Annotated in this window: 15 protein-coding genes; 13 read left to right on the forward strand and 2 right to left on the reverse strand. The window is 59.0% G+C overall.

The features are described 5' to 3' along the window. The first annotated feature begins 46 nt into the window (after window positions 1-46). The 7 genes from I6I72_RS13000 (at window position 47) to I6I72_RS13030 (ending at window position 7,300) form a co-directional block, all read left to right on the forward strand. Window positions 47-1,348, forward strand: coding sequence for a Dyp-type peroxidase (locus I6I72_RS13000; protein ID WP_080548601.1), 1,302 nt, complete (start codon window positions 47-49; stop codon window positions 1,346-1,348). Window positions 1,349-1,441: 93 nt separating this feature from the next. Further along, entirely contained in the window at window positions 1,442-3,505 is a 2,064-nt protein-coding gene (thrS, locus tag I6I72_RS13005; RefSeq protein WP_005529194.1) for a threonine--tRNA ligase, read from the forward strand. Next, a complete protein-coding gene (locus I6I72_RS13010; protein ID WP_005529196.1) occupies window positions 3,492-4,040 on the forward strand; it encodes an HIT family protein in 549 nt (182 codons plus the stop codon). The genes thrS and I6I72_RS13010 overlap by 14 nt, the downstream gene beginning before the upstream one ends. Beyond that, window positions 4,033-4,659, forward strand: coding sequence for a phosphatidylinositol phosphate synthase (gene pgsA, locus I6I72_RS13015; RefSeq protein ID WP_005529197.1), 627 nt, complete (start codon window positions 4,033-4,035; stop codon window positions 4,657-4,659). Before I6I72_RS13010 ends, pgsA begins: the two co-directional genes overlap by 8 nt. 12 nt (window positions 4,660-4,671) lie before the next feature. Then, window positions 4,672-5,640: a phosphatidylinositol mannoside acyltransferase gene (locus I6I72_RS13020; protein ID WP_049192627.1), complete on the forward strand. Its 969-nt coding sequence runs from the start codon at window positions 4,672-4,674 to the stop codon at window positions 5,638-5,640. Window positions 5,641-5,654: 14 nt separating this feature from the next. Continuing rightward, the gene (locus I6I72_RS13025) at window positions 5,655-6,782 is read left to right on the forward strand and encodes a glycosyltransferase family 4 protein (RefSeq protein WP_049192626.1); all 1,128 of its coding nucleotides are present in this window, start codon (window positions 5,655-5,657) and stop codon (window positions 6,780-6,782) included. A 53-nt stretch (window positions 6,783-6,835) separates the two neighbouring features. Next, on the forward strand, window positions 6,836-7,300 hold the full coding sequence (locus I6I72_RS13030; protein WP_046645370.1) for a hypothetical protein: 465 nt from the start codon (window positions 6,836-6,838) through the stop codon (window positions 7,298-7,300). A 6-nt stretch (window positions 7,301-7,306) separates the two neighbouring features. Here I6I72_RS13030 and I6I72_RS13035 read toward each other — a convergent pair whose 3' ends face one another. Both I6I72_RS13035 and I6I72_RS13040 read right to left on the reverse strand, forming a co-directional pair. Continuing rightward, the gene (locus I6I72_RS13035; protein WP_201807177.1) at window positions 7,307-8,575 is read right to left on the reverse strand and encodes a DUF2029 domain-containing protein; all 1,269 of its coding nucleotides are present in this window, start codon (window positions 8,573-8,575) and stop codon (window positions 7,307-7,309) included. A gap of 13 nt (window positions 8,576-8,588) precedes the next feature. Further along, entirely contained in the window at window positions 8,589-9,071 is a 483-nt protein-coding gene (locus tag I6I72_RS13040) for a DUF3817 domain-containing protein (RefSeq protein ID WP_201807181.1), read from the reverse strand. Between the two features lie 124 nt (window positions 9,072-9,195). On the opposite strand from I6I72_RS13040, the gene I6I72_RS13045 reads away from it, so the two are divergent. The 6 genes from I6I72_RS13045 (at window position 9,196) to yajC (ending at window position 13,981) form a co-directional block, all read left to right on the forward strand. After that, complete coding sequence (locus I6I72_RS13045) at window positions 9,196-10,089, forward strand: acyl-CoA thioesterase (protein WP_201807184.1); 894 nt, start codon at window positions 9,196-9,198, stop codon at window positions 10,087-10,089. Window positions 10,090-10,196: 107 nt separating this feature from the next. Beyond that, entirely contained in the window at window positions 10,197-10,952 is a 756-nt protein-coding gene (locus I6I72_RS13050) for a YebC/PmpR family DNA-binding transcriptional regulator (protein ID WP_046645374.1), read from the forward strand. Between the two features lie 248 nt (window positions 10,953-11,200). Then, the gene (gene ruvC, locus I6I72_RS13055) at window positions 11,201-11,782 is read left to right on the forward strand and encodes a crossover junction endodeoxyribonuclease RuvC (protein ID WP_046645375.1); all 582 of its coding nucleotides are present in this window, start codon (window positions 11,201-11,203) and stop codon (window positions 11,780-11,782) included. A 100-nt stretch (window positions 11,783-11,882) separates the two neighbouring features. Then, on the forward strand, window positions 11,883-12,491 hold the full coding sequence (gene ruvA, locus I6I72_RS13060) for a Holliday junction branch migration protein RuvA (protein WP_201807188.1): 609 nt from the start codon (window positions 11,883-11,885) through the stop codon (window positions 12,489-12,491). A 51-nt stretch (window positions 12,492-12,542) separates the two neighbouring features. Continuing rightward, complete coding sequence (gene ruvB, locus I6I72_RS13065; RefSeq protein ID WP_110092462.1) at window positions 12,543-13,646, forward strand: Holliday junction branch migration DNA helicase RuvB; 1,104 nt, start codon at window positions 12,543-12,545, stop codon at window positions 13,644-13,646. Window positions 13,647-13,693: 47 nt separating this feature from the next. Then, the gene (gene yajC, locus I6I72_RS13070) at window positions 13,694-13,981 is read left to right on the forward strand and encodes a preprotein translocase subunit YajC (protein WP_046646632.1); all 288 of its coding nucleotides are present in this window, start codon (window positions 13,694-13,696) and stop codon (window positions 13,979-13,981) included. The last annotated feature ends 47 nt before the right edge of the window (window positions 13,982-14,028 follow it).

The following is a 14,028-nucleotide window of genomic DNA, read 5'->3' on the forward strand; positions in this document are numbered from 1 at the left end:
AGAAGGTCCACCGTCGAGGCATACCGTTTTAGGAGGAAACATCACGATGTCTGCAGAATCTACCCCAATCACCGCATCCTTCACCCCCAGCGAGACGGCAGGCAGCCCAGCCTCCTTGCCACCGCAATCGGGTGATGTGGCGCTTGCGCTCAGCCGCCGCGGACTTCTTGTGGGTGGCGCTGTAGCGGCGAGCGCGCTGGTAGTGGCGGGCTGCGCGGAGGGCAGTGAGTCTGCTGGACAAGACGCCGCGCCCGACGCCGCCCCCATCATGGGCGATGACATCGTGGCCTTCGACGGTGAGCACCAAGCAGGCATTGAGACCCCACCTCAGGCGCATGTAGCCTTAGTGGGTTTCAACCTCAAAACGAAGACCACCGCACGAGGTGCTAAGGCGCTCATGCGTTTGTGGACTGAGGACGCACGCCGCCTGTGTACGGCTGAAAATCCAGTCGGCAGCCTCGAAACCGAGCTGACTCAGACACCGGCCAGCCTCACCATCACGTGCGGCTGGGGCGAAGGCTTCTTCGCCAAGACAGGGGCCGAAAAGCCTGAATGGCTGGGCGATGTTCGTAAATACAGCCGCGATAAGCTCCGTCCGGAGTGGGGCCAGACCGACGTGGTTCTGCAGATTTGCAGTGATGATCCCTTAACCACCGCATTCGTAATGCGGCACATGACTCGAGCTAGCTCAAGCTATGCGGAAACAGCTTGGGTACAGCAGGGCTTTGGCCACGCCAATGGTTCGGCTGCAAAAGGGGAGACTGCCCGTAATCTCTTTGGGCAGAAAGACGGCACGGTGAATCCTCATACGCACGAGGAATTCATGGACCAAGTCTGGATCGACGAAGGTCGTTTCGCCGGCGGAACCGCCATGGTGGTCCGTCGCATCCACATGAACCTTGACACCTGGGAAGAACTCGATCGTGCCGCGCGTGAGGCATCCACTGGTCGCAAGCTCGACACCGGTGCGCCAATGCACGGAACAGATGAATTCGACCCAGTAGACCTTGAAGCCCGCGACTCCTTTGGATTGAAAGCCATCGATCCGTCCTCGCACGTCGCCCGCGCCCATCCGCCAAAAGACCACCCAGAGCAGAAGATTCTGCGCCGACCTTTCAACTTCAACTTGGCACCATCGCCAGATAACTCGGGCGAGTTGAGCAACGCCGGCCAGATTTTCATCTGCTTCCAGAAGGATCCAACCAAGCAATTCGAGCCCATCCAGGCTCGCCTTGATGAGCAGGATCAGCTCAATACATGGATTACACACATCGGCTCCGCCATGTATTACGTACCTGCCGGAACCTCAGGCGGGTCGTACTGGGGCGAATCGTTGCTTGAGACCTAGGCAGGGTAGACTTTCACGCTGTAACTCTTGAATTAGCTTTGGTCGGCCAGGTATGTCGATCGAAGCGTGAGCGCATAAGGAGCGCAACTAGTCATGGCGGAAATGATTCCAGCTGTACCAGTGAACTATGAGCCTTTTAAGGTGCCTGCTGGCACTGCAGTAGGCGCAGCGATGCGAGAGCTTGAGCTCCCCAACAAGGGGCCCGAGGCTGTCGTCGTCGTTCGCGGCACCGATGGAGTGCTCTACGACCTTTCGCACACCCCGGCGGTCGACGCAGAGTTCACTCCTGTCGCGGCTAGCGAGGAGGACGGCCGCGCCGTCATCCGCCACTCCACCGCACACGTGATGGCACAGGCTGTGCAGGCCGAGTTCCCTGGCACCAAGTTGGGCATCGGTCCGGCCATCGAGAACGGCTTCTACTTCGACTTTCAGACCGATGAGCCCTTCACCCCTGAAGCGCTGAAGGCCATCGAGAAGCGCATGAAGAAGATCATCAAGACTGGCCAGCGCTTTGAGCGTCGCGTTTACTCTTCCAACGAAGAGGCAGAGGCCGCACTTGCCGACGAGCCCTTCAAGCTCGAACTCATTCAGGACAAGGGCAACGTCGACCCAGATTCTGATGAAGCAGCAGAGGTGGGCGCAGGCGATCTCACGCACTACGACAACATCAACCCGCGTACCGGCGAGGTCGAATGGTTTGACCTGTGCCGTGGCCCGCACCTGCCAACCACCAAGTACATCCCGGCTTTCACTCTGACCCGTTCTTCGGCTGCTTACTGGCGCGGTGACCAGTCAAAGGCTGGCTTGCAGCGCATCTACGGCACGGCTTTCGAGTCCAAGGAGGCCCTCGAGGCCTACCAGCACATGATCGCTGAGGCTGAGAAGCGCGATCACCGCCGTCTGGGCCAGGAGCTTGACCTTTTCTCCTTCCCGGACGAGATTGGCTCCGGCTTCCCGGTCTTCCACCCCAACGGCGCCGTTGTGCGCATGGAGATGGAAGAACACTCCCGTCGTCGCCACATCCAGGACGGCTACTCCTTTGTTTCCACCCCGCACCTGACCAAGGGCGACCTGTTCAAGAAGTCCGGCCACCTGGACTTCTACGCCGACGGTATGTTCCCGCCGATGCAGCTCGATGGTGAGTACGACGAGGACGGCAACTGCACCAAGCAACCGCAGGATTACTACGCGAAGCCGATGAACTGCCCGATGCACAACCTCATCTTCGCATCCCGTGGCCGTTCCTACCGCGAGCTTCCGCTGCGCCTGTTCGAGTTCGGTACGGTCTACCGCTACGAGAAGTCCGGCGTTATCCACGGTCTCACGCGTGCGCGCGGCTTTACCCAGGATGACTCCCACATCTACTGCACCCCGGAGCAGCTGGAAGATGAGCTGACCAAGGTCTTGGACTTCATCATCTCCTTGCTCAAGGATTATGGCTTGGATGACTTCTATCTGGAGCTGTCCACTAAGGATCCGAACAAGTACGTGGGCTCCGATGAGATTTGGGAGCGCTCTACTTCCATCCTGCAGTCCGTTGCTGAAAAGTCCGGCCTCGAGCTGGTTCCGGACCCAGCTGGTGCAGCTTTCTACGGCCCGAAGATTTCCGTTCAGGCACGCGATGCCATCGGTCGTACCTGGCAGATGTCCACGGTTCAGCTAGATTTCAACCTGCCGGAGCGCTTCGAGCTGGAGTACACCGCGTCCGACGGCACCAAGCAGCGTCCGATCATGATTCACCGCGCGCTGTTCGGCTCCATCGAGCGTTTCTTTGGCGTGCTTCTCGAGCACTACGCGGGTGCCTTCCCGGCATGGCTGGCTCCGCACCAGGTCGTGGGCATTCCGGTCGCTGACGAATTCTCGCCGCACCTCGAGGCCATCGCTGCGAAGCTGCGCAAGCGCGGCATCCGTGCCGATGTGGATACCTCTGACGACCGCATGCAGAAGAAGATCCGCAACCACACCACCGGCAAGGTGCCTTTCATGCTGCTCGCCGGCGAGCGCGACGTCGACGCCAACGCCGTCTCCTTCCGCTTCCTGGACGGTTCGCAGGTCAACGGCGTGCCGGTGGATGAGGCTATCGAGCTCATCGCCGCATGGGTTGCTGAGCGCATCAACGAACAGCCGAACGAAGAGTTGATCAGTGCACGACGCTAACGAGCAATACGTCGATTCCGGGGCAGGGGAACCAGACCGCCTTGAGCGGCTGTGGGCTCCCTACCGAATGGCGTATATCTCGAAGCGTTCGAAGGACCCCTTCGTTGAGGCTCCCAAGGGCAGCGATGAGGACGGGCTGATTATTGCCCGGGGCGAGTATGTCTACGCTTTGCTGAACCTTTTTCCCTATAACTCGGGACATTTAATGGTGGTGCCTTATCGCAAGGAATCCCAGCTGGAGAACTTGACTCTAGAGGAATCCCACGAGCTGATGGCCTTCGCCCAAAAGGCGGTACGTGTTTTAAAGCGCGTGTCCAAGCCGGAAGCAATCAACGTGGGCTTCAACCTGGGCAAGGCGTCTGGCGGTTCCGTGGGAGATCACTTACATTTGCATGTGGTTCCCCGGTGGGCCGGTGACAGCAACTTTATGACTGTCTTGGAGGGCACTAAAGTGTTGCCTCAGTTATTACAAGAGACTCGCGCCCTTTTGGCCCAAGGCTGGCGGGAGATCGATGAGGAGGATTCGCATGCTTAGCGTTCACGGGCGAAAGCCAGCGGCAGTCGTCGTGGAACCCGTGGCAAAGCTGTTTCTGAAGATGGGGCTGACCCCCAACATGGTCACCATCGTCGGCACTCTTGTCACCATTGCTATCGCAGTCGTCTGCATTCCTCTGGATCACCTGTTCGCGGCAGCGGTGCTCTCTGGTCTCTTTGCGGCCTTCGACATGCTTGACGGCACGATGGCGCGCATGACCACGGGCGGGTCCAAGTTTGGCGCGACTCTCGACGCCTCCTGTGATCGCATCACCGACGGCGCCCTGTTTGCTGCCATCTTGTACTGGCTGGTCTACGTCGATAACGCTCGCCCCATCCACGTGGTGGCCTGCCTCATCGTGCTGGTTTCTTCGCAGGTCATTTCCTATATCAAGGCCCGCGGCGAGGCTTCTGGCTTCAAGATGGTCGGCGGTCTGATCGAGCGCCCAGAGCGCCTCATCATCGGCCTCGGCGGCATCGGCTTGGAGGGCCTGGGCGTTCCCGGCGCCATCGAGATTGCCCTGTGGATCCTTGTATTCGGTTCCATTTTTACCATCATTCAGCGCATGGTCCAGGCCGCCCGCCAGGACACGAAGGCCCGCTTCACCCCAGATCTTTAAGGATTAACGCCCATGGCCCTTGTTCCTGGACTAAACCGCGAACAACTGGCTGCCGCCGGCTACTTAGCCGGTTGGCGGCTGGTGCGTTTGTTGCCGGAGAAGTGGGCCAAGCGCCTTTTTGACTGGGGTGCAGACCGCGCCAGCGATGATGGCCGAGGCATGGAGCAATTGCGCCAAAACTTAGCGCGAGTGGTGGGCCCAGAAAACGTCACGCGCGAGTTGGTGCGCAATTCTATGCGTTCCTATATGCGCTACTGGCGGGAGGCATTCTGCCTGCCGTCGATCCATCAGGACCCGGATCTGCACGCCAAGCTGCTTTCCGGTTTGCAGGGCTTAGAGAACTTCGACGAGTCCGTGGCCCGCGGCAAAGGCGTCATCCTCGCGCTTCCACACACTGGTAACTGGGACATGGCCGGGGTGTTTCTGGTGGGCCACTATGGCCAATTCACAACGGTTGCAGAAAGGCTCAAGCCGGAGGTGCTTTTCGACGCCTTCGTGGACTTCCGCGAGTCCCTAGGCTTTGAGGTTCTCGCTCTGACAGGAGAGAAGACCTCACCTTTTGGCCGACTCAAGGAAGTCTTGGAAGCAGGTGGTGTGGTCTGCCTGTTGGCCGAGCGCGACCTCACTCGCACTGGCGTCACGGTCGACTTCATGGGCGAGGAAGCCAACATGGCTGCCGGACCGGCCCGCTTGGCCATGGAAACCGGGGCAGCATTGCACGTGGTCCACTCCTGGTTCGAGGATGAAGGCTGGGGCCTTTCCGTCAGCCCGCAGGTGGAGGTCACCAATGTGCAGGAGACCACCCAACGCCTGGCCGATGGCTTCGCCGCAAACATCAAGGCCCACCCGGCGGACTGGCATATGCTGCAGCCGCAGTGGAATGTAGACGTTAAACGCCGCGCGGCCGATCGCGCTGCACGCCGCGCAGCCAAGGACAAGCGTACGTCCCAAGAAAAGCTCGAAGATAACGGTAAAAAGTAAGGAAGTAGGTAGTAGTGCGTATCGGAATCGTATGCCCGTATTCCTTTGACGAGCCAGGCGGCGTGCAAGCCCACATCCTGGATTTGGCCACCGTCTTTATCGAGCAAGGCCACCACGTGGAGGTCCTTGGCCCGGTAGCGCCGGAGACACAGCTGCCGAGCTTTGTCATGAAGGGCGGGCGCGCGATTCCGATTACCTACAACGGCTCCGTGGCCCGCTTGTCCGTAGGCCCGCAGGTAAAGCGCAACGTCAAGAAGTTCATTGAACGCGGCAACTTCGACGTGCTGCACATCCACGAGCCGAACTCGCCGAGCTACTCCATGGTGGCGCTGGCACAAGCCAAAGGTCCTATCGTCGCGACCTACCACGCCTCGGCTTCTAGCTCGCTCGTGCTGAAGCTGGCCAAGCCTTTCCTCACGCCAATGCTGGAGAAGGTGCGCGGCGGCATTGCCGTCTCAGAGATGGCCCGCCGCTGGCAGGTAGAACAGCTAGGCGGCGACCCAGTACTTATTCCGAATGGCGTGGATACCTCCGTGTACGCGGCGGCCCGCAAGCGTGTCGCGGCGGATCGTGACCAAGAAGGGCAGCCAGGCCAATCCGGGCAGAAGGTGCCCGAGATTGTATTCTTGGGGCGTCTCGACGAGCCACGCAAGGGCCTGGATATCCTGCTGGAAGCCCTCACGATGGTGGAGACGGACGTCAAGGTCACCGTCATGGGCGGCGGCCGCCCGCGAGAGGTCGAGGGCGTGGACTTCGTTGGCCGCGTGAGCGATGTGGAAAAGGCGGAGATCCTCGGTCGAGCCGACATCTACGTCGCTCCTAACACCGGCGGCGAAAGCTTCGGCATCGTCTTGGTAGAGGCCATGGCCGCAGGCTGCGCGGTGGTAGCTTCCGATCTTGAGGCGTTTGCGGCCGTTTGCGACGCAGATTCTGAGACCCCCGCCGGTGCGTTGTTCCGCAACGAGGATGCCCGTGATCTGGCGCGGGTGCTCAACCTTGTGCTGCAGGACGAAGACAAGCGCAATGCTTTAATTGAAGCCGGTACCCAGCGCGCTCGCACCTACGATTGGGACCACGTGGCCGCTGCCGTGATGCAGGTTTATGAGACCGTGCAGGACGGAACTAAGGTCCGCACCAAGTAGCAGCGGGCGTTGCCGCCCTTTATCTACATCGGATTTAAGAGCAGGAAAAGACTATGGCAGTAGAACTGGTTATCGCGATCGTCGCGCTCGTGCTCATCTTGATGTGGGCCTATTTCACCGCGCAGCGGCTGAACTCGCTGCACATCCGCACGGATGCGGCTTTGGTGCAGCTGGAGGCCACCCTTGACCGCCGCGCCGCCGTCGTGGCAGCGCTAGCGCCGGAGCTGGAGGAGGTTGCCTCCCGCGCGGAGTCGAGCGAGCTTGCCCAGGGCCATTTTGAGACGCGTTCGGCCCACGAGCGGGCGCTGTCTATCGCGGTCAACGAGCGCTTTGCTGAGCGTCCCGCATTGCTTGCCGACGCCGAGGGGCGCATCCACCTTGCTCATCGCTTTTACAACGAAGCGGTCAGCGATACCCGCTCGCTACGCCTACGCCCCCTTGTGCGCATCTTCCGCCTGGGAGGTACGGCACCGCTGCCGGAGTTCTTCGAGATCAGCCAGCTACGGATTACTGAGTAGTTCCTGCTACTGAGCTGCTTGCTTGGTAGAGCTAGTATTTTCGCGCTTGAGCTCCAAGCGCAGCCAAGAGAAAGCAAGGCCTGTCATCACGAGGATGAGCACGTTGCGCGCCAGCAACAAGAAGGCAGGGAAGAGGCCGCCGCGGCCCGCGTAGAGCAACGCGTCATAGTTGAACGGGTAGACCAGTGTGCCCAGTGCCGCCGCAGCAAGCGTGCACAGTGCGAGGTTGCGCAGCACTGTGCCTACTTTTTCGTCGATATGTTGATGCGCAACTGATGAGGCATGCGGCCAGGTATCCTTGAGCGCTACCGCCAAGATTGGGCCGAGCCAGGTGATGTACTGGGTGGAAAAGACCTTGTTGCTGATAAATAGCAGGCAGATCATCGTGATGAAAAAGGCCAGCGTGCTGCGTGCACCCCAGTTGCCGTTGCGGAAGCGCATGAGTGCGAAGCCGAGGGCGAAAAACAGCATCGCCAAGGTCAAAACGTTGCTAAGAACTAAGAGTTCGCTATCCCAAGGGCCGGTGATTTCATAACTCTTGGAGGCAGCGTAGCCGATGGACCAAGTGTCCGGGAAAAGATGCGAGGCAAATACTGGAAGCGTTGCAGGGATCGATTCCACCTGCAGTCCGCGCACCTCTTGGTAGCGCAGCGGGGAGATAAGGCGCTCGACGTCATTGAAGGCGATGACGAGCAGACAAATGCCCACGATGGAAGCGAAGAACGCGCTAAGGCGCTGCCAAGTCGCACGGGCATTGAAGCGGCCAACCAGGCCTGCGGCGAGCACGCCCGGCCACAGCTTCATTGTGGTGGCAAGGCCAAGCAGCGCCGCCGCAAGCCGCGAGTTGCGGCCAAGAAGCACTCCTGCGGCAGCAACTGCCAGAGCCGGAAAAATATCGAGGCGCCAGACAAAGACCTGACCCACTGCGGTTCCAAAGACAACCCAAAACCATGCGGCGACGAAGGCCTGCGGCTTGCGGCGCCAGCCGTGAAGCAAGACCATGAGGAAAGCGGCGTCGACAAGCAGGCACAGCCCTGTAAAAATAACGGTAAAGCTGGTCTGATTCGGGCCACTCAACCAGCCGACGAGAATCGAAGGCCACGTGCCAGGGTGCGGGTACTCGGTCATATCCGAGGAGTTCGCCCCAAAACGCCCGGAGAAGTAATAGGAGATATCTCCTAGCGGGACGTTGTTCCATTGCAGTAGTCCGATGAGGATAAGCCGGAAACAAATCCAGCCAGTCCATACTGCTGGAACGGAACGAAAAATTTTCACCTAAGTGATGCTATTAGATGTTCGACTCGATAGTGGATTCGACATCGACGGGTGGCCCGAGCATCAGCAGAACGCCAAAGACCAGCGCAATGATTACGACGAACACGCTCAGAGTGCGCACTGGGAAGCGCACTACCTGGGCCAAAAGTTGCTCGGCAAGACCATGTGGCTGCTCAGAATCGTTAAAGCGCCAATGCGGCAGGAACTTATCGTGCTTGTCCGCCCATAGCGCAAACGGGAGCGCGGCAAAAGGTATGACCGAAACGATTAGCCCCAACATGCCCAGGCCAAAGGACCACTTGTTGTTGATCCACACCATGACGCCCACGACGATGAAGCAGAGGAAACCAAAGCCGTGGATACCGCCCGCGATAGGAGTTAAAGCCTCCGTCACGCCGGAGTACTTCAAAACCATAGAGAAAATAAGGAATGCCCACGTGAACATCTCTAGGTAGGCAACGACGCAGTGCAGGCGAGCAGGGCGTAGAAAAGTCATGCGGCATATCCTACGTGCTAGCCCGGCGCACAGGTAAAGTTGGCAGGGTTGCATGTGAAGGTTGCATGTGAAGAACGCACGTTAATGTTGCGCGTTGAGCAAAGAGAGGAGTCCCGCGTAGGTAATGGCTAAGGTGTGCGAGGTTATCGATTTAGCGCCGCTGAACGAAAAGGCTCAGGGTGATGTCTTTTCCGTGCCCATGGTTCCGTCCCAGATTGCGCGCACCTTTGGCGGGCAGGTGGTAGCCCAGGCGCTCGCTGCAGCCCAGCACACCGTTGAAGGAAAGCTCGTGCATTCCTTGCATGGCTACTTCGTGGGCCCGGGTGATGCCGCCGCGCCTGCGCGTGCTGAGGTAGAACGCGTGCGGGACGGCCGCTCTTTTGCTACCCGTCAGGTGCGCCTCTTCCAAGACGATCGCCTGATTTTCATGCTCAACGCGGGTTTCCACATCGCCGATGACTTTGGTCCTGAGCACCAGGACGCCATGCCGGAGGTTATGGGCCCGGAGGAGGCTGCCGCCGCCGGCGGTGGTGCTCCTTATTCCACCCGCATCATCCTGCGCGAGTGGGAAGACTGGGATATCCGTTTGGTCCCGCAGGAAAGCCGTCACCCTGAACTTGCAGAAGCCACAGGCGCTGGGTTCCGCTACGTGTGGTTCCGTAACACCGCGCCAGAATTTGCGGCGTCAGAAAGCAGCCAGGATGCCCACCGTGCGGCACTTGCCTATATGTCGGACATGACCTTAATCCGTGCTTCGCTGCTGCCACACCAAGGCGAGCAAGTACAGCTTGCCAGCCTGGATCACTCGATCTGGTTCCTGCGTCCAGTGCGCGTTAATGAGTGGTTGCTGTATGTGCAGGAATCACCATCCGCGCAGAATGCGACCGGTCTGGCCACCGGAAAGATCTTTAACCAGGGCGGGGACTTGGTTGCCGTGGTGGTCCAGGAAGGGCTTACCCGAACCGTGCGCGAGGGCATGCAGATAGGCTCGCACAACGGCAATTGGCAAAACGTCTAGAAAAACACTTACTCAAACGCCGGAAAACGGTGGGGGCTGTTTTTAACTGCTCTACGCCGTCCGTATAATTGCAGGCAGTTTCATAGAGCCACAATGAAAGGGATGAAATGTCCGGACACTCCAAATGGGCTACTACCAAGCACAAGAAGGCTGCTAACGATGCCAAGCGCGGCAAGGAATTTGCCAAGCTGATTAAGAACATCGAGGTCGCGGCCCGCACCGGTGGTGGCGATCCGGCTGCTAACCCGACTCTCGATGACATGATCAAGAAGGCCAAGAAGGCCTCCGTGCCGAACGATAACATCGAGCGCGCCCGCAAGCGCGGCTCCGGCGAAGAGGCCGGCGGTGCTGACTGGGAGACCATCATGTACGAGGGCTATGGCCCGAACGGTGTGGCAATGCTCATCGAGTGCCTTACCGATAACCGCAACCGTGCAGCCACCGATGTTCGCACCGCAATGTCCAAGAACGGCGGCAACCTGGGCGAGTCTGGCTCCGTGGCCTACATGTTCTCCCGCACCGGCCTTGTCTTGGTCAACAAGGGCGAGCTGACCGAGGATGACGTCCTGATGGCAGTTCTGGAAGCAGGCGCTGAAGAGGTCAATGACCTCGGCGAGAAGTTCGAGGTAGTTTGCGCACCTGGTGATATTCCGGCAGTGAAGGAAGCCCTCACCGAGGCTGGTATCGAGGTCGACGATAATGACACCGACTTCCGTGCTTCCGTCGAGGTTCCGCTCGAGGCAAACGATGCCCGCAAGATCTTCCGCCTGATCGACGCCCTCGAAGATTCTGATGACGTGCAGAACGTCTACACCAACATGAACCTTTCTGAGGCTGTCTTGGCAGAACTCGAGCAGGACTAAACTGCTTGCTGTGGGATCTACACGCGCAGATTCTCACTAGACAAGGTCTAAACAAGGTTTAAAACGCGCCCGCGCATGATTGCACTGCTCGGGCGTGTTTGCGTTTTACTATCGCAGGCTCCCTGCCCCTGCACATTCTTAGAACATGTGTGTGTATGATTGACTGGACTGTGAATTCACTTTAGTTCTTTTCGCTGTTGCGCCCGTCTAGGCGCAAAGAGATTGTCCAGACTAGGAGGGGGTTGGCTGTGAATCTGGAAGGCCTGCGCGTTATGGGGATAGACCCTGGTCTTACCCGGTGTGGTCTTTCTGTGGTGCAAGCAGGGCGTGGTCGCTCGGTGATACCTGTGGCGGTCGGTGTTGCCCGTACCCCCAGCGATAAGGAGCTTACTGAGCGTCTTTTGCGTCTTTCCATAGCTGTCAAAGAGTGGATGGAGGACTACAAGCCGGATGTGGTTGCTATCGAGCGAGTCTTCGAACGTGGTGAAGTATCCACGGTGATGCAAACCGCGCACGTCGTTGGCGTGGTGGTCCTAGCTGCCGCTGAGCGCGACATTCCGGTGCATATGTACACCCCGTCAGAGGTGAAGAAGGCTATCTCTGGCAACGGCCGGGCAGACAAGAAGCAAATGACCGCGATGATTACGCGCATCCTTGGTTTGGGCGAACCACCCAAGCCGGCGGATGCCGCAGATGCCTTGGCCCTAGCAGTTTGTCACTGCTGGCGTGCCCCAGCCTTGGCTCGAATAGGGCAGAACACAGGCACATGGCCGAAGACGAGTGGCGTGAAAGGCCGGGCAAAGAAGCCGCGACCAGCCAGTAGCGCATAGCCGCGCTGTCATACGGAGCGTTATGCCACATGCAAAATCTCGATAGAAAAACTACAGAGCTAGGAACTAGCAGAAAGAATAAAGAAAAGGAGCTGACGCTGTGATTGCATCACTACGCGGAACAGTGTTGTCCATCAGCCTTGATCATGCCGTCATCGAATGCGCCGGCGTTGGTTACAAGTTTCTTGCTACGCCAGTGACCCTCGGCACTTTGCACCGGGGCGATGAAGCAACTGTGCTGACCTCGATGGTGGTCAAGGAAGATTCCATGACCCTTTACGGCTTTAGCAACGATGAGGACCGCGAGATGTTCCACGTCCTCCAGACCGTCTCTGGGCTCGGACCCAAGCTGGCGCTGGCGGCGCTATCTGTTATGGGGGCAAGCCAGCTAGCTCAGGCCATTTCCTCCGGCGATGCGAAGACACTGCAAACTATTCCGGGCGTTGGCAAGCGCATGGCAGAGCGCCTCGCACTCGAGCTGAGGGATAAGGTCAGCGCCTTTGCGCCTCAGGCCCAGCCAGGGCAGGAAGCGTCCGCGGCGGTGGCCCATGGGCCGGTGGTCGACCAAGTGGTGGAGGCACTCGTTGGACTCGGTTTCACCGACAAAGCCGCCCGTCCAGTCGTGGAGGGCATCGTGGCGGAGGAGCCAGCCGCAGAAACGGCGGTTGTCCTTCGTGGTGCACTGGCACAATTGGGACGTAAGAAATAGTCTCCGCTGTCAGAGTCAGCGCGCAACAATCTAAACAAAGGGTATAAAGACATGTCAGACGTAGAACGCACTGAGTTTCAGTTACCGGACGGCCTGGTAGCTGGGCAAAGCACTACCTCCAGCATGTCCGCGGCGCGCAATGCTGACGTCGATGCCACAAAGCAGCAAGGTGAACACGACATCGAGCGCTCCTTGCGCCCTAAGTCCATCGACGAGTTCATCGGCCAACCTAAGGTGCGCGAGCAGCTGTCCTTGGTGCTCAATGGTGCTAAGAATCGCGGCGTCACTCCAGACCACGTGCTGCTTTCGGGCCCACCCGGCCTGGGTAAGACCACCATGGCGATGATCATTGCCCAAGAACTTGGCACATCACTGCGTATGACATCGGGTCCAGCGTTGGAACGCGCAGGCGACCTCGCAGCGATGCTGTCGAACCTGATGGAAGGCGACGTCCTCTTCATCGACGAGATCCACCGCATCGCCCGCCCTGCGGAGGAGATGCTCTATATGGCGATGGAGGACTTCCGTATTGACGTCATCGTGGGTAAAGGTCCGGGTGCCACTTCGATTCCTTTGGAGATTCCGCCATTTACTCTCGTTGGTGCCACTACTCGCGCCGGCATGCTCACGGGACCGTTGCGCGACCGCTTCGGTTTTACGGCCCAGATGGAGTACTACGACACCGCAGATTTGACCAAGGTCATTACCCGTGCCGCCACCATTCTTGATGTGGAGATTGACCAAGACGCGGCGGTTGAGATTGGTTCTCGTTCACGAGGAACCCCGCGTATTGCCAACCGCTTGCTGCGACGAGTCCGTGACTTCGCTGAGGTAAACGGTGATGGACACATTGATCTAGCGGCCGCCCAAGGCGCCCTTGCTGTCTTCGACGTCGATGAAATGGGGCTAGATCGCCTCGACCGGGCCGTCCTGGAAGCCTTGATCAAGGGCCACGGTGGTGGCCCAGTCGGTGTAAATGCCCTCGCTGTGGCAGTGGGGGAGGAGCCCTCCACCGTGGAGGAAGTGTGCGAGCCTTACCTCGTTCGTGCTGGCATGATTGCCCGCACAGGCCGCGGTCGTGTGGCAACTGCCGCGGCGTGGCGGCACATCGGTTTGGAACCGCCGGAGGGAACGCTAGGGGAGGCGCTCTTCTAGTGCAAGGGCTGGCATCTGTGTGCATGAGTCTGGCACACTAGCCAGTTATGGAATACGCACTTCTTCTAGTTCTCGCAATTCTCATCTTCCTCCCTAGTTTTATGACGATGCGCAAACAGCGTGAGCGTCAAAACAAACTTTCTGAACTGCAGCAAAATTTGTATGTAGGGCAGAAAGTAATTACTGCGGGCGGCCTGCACGGGACTGTCGCGGCTACCCGCGAGCAGGAAGTGGATCTAGAAGTGGCCGGAGGCGTCGTAATCACCTTCGACAAGATGGCCATTGTTCGTACGCCGGAAATCGTCAGTGAAGAGGAAGCAAACGGGATTCGCTAGTGCGATTCCAGCTGCCGTTTTGTAGCGCTTATCACACTAGGTGGAAA

The sequence above is a fragment of the Corynebacterium striatum genome, assembly GCF_016728105.1.
Lineage (GTDB): Bacteria > Actinomycetota > Actinomycetes > Mycobacteriales > Mycobacteriaceae > Corynebacterium > Corynebacterium striatum.

What these genes read in the sequence shown, in the direction of transcription:
- I6I72_RS13000 (WP_080548601.1), top strand. Translation starts at nt 47, where the DNA reads ATGTCTGCAGAATCTACCCCAATCACCGCATCCTTCACCCCCAGCGAG.
- thrS (WP_005529194.1), top strand. Translation starts at nt 1,442, where the DNA reads ATGGCGGAAATGATTCCAGCTGTACCAGTGAACTATGAGCCTTTTAAG.
- pgsA (WP_005529197.1), top strand. Translation starts at nt 4,033, where the DNA reads ATGCTTAGCGTTCACGGGCGAAAGCCAGCGGCAGTCGTCGTGGAACCC.
- I6I72_RS13020 (WP_049192627.1), top strand. Translation starts at nt 4,672, where the DNA reads ATGGCCCTTGTTCCTGGACTAAACCGCGAACAACTGGCTGCCGCCGGC.
- I6I72_RS13030 (WP_046645370.1), top strand. Translation starts at nt 6,836, where the DNA reads ATGGCAGTAGAACTGGTTATCGCGATCGTCGCGCTCGTGCTCATCTTG.
- I6I72_RS13040 (WP_201807181.1), bottom strand. Translation starts at nt 9,071, where the DNA reads ATGACTTTTCTACGCCCTGCTCGCCTGCACTGCGTCGTTGCCTACCTA.
- I6I72_RS13045 (WP_201807184.1), top strand. Translation starts at nt 9,196, where the DNA reads ATGGCTAAGGTGTGCGAGGTTATCGATTTAGCGCCGCTGAACGAAAAG.
- I6I72_RS13050 (WP_046645374.1), top strand. Translation starts at nt 10,197, where the DNA reads ATGTCCGGACACTCCAAATGGGCTACTACCAAGCACAAGAAGGCTGCT.
- ruvB (WP_110092462.1), top strand. Translation starts at nt 12,543, where the DNA reads ATGTCAGACGTAGAACGCACTGAGTTTCAGTTACCGGACGGCCTGGTA.
- yajC (WP_046646632.1), top strand. Translation starts at nt 13,694, where the DNA reads ATGGAATACGCACTTCTTCTAGTTCTCGCAATTCTCATCTTCCTCCCT.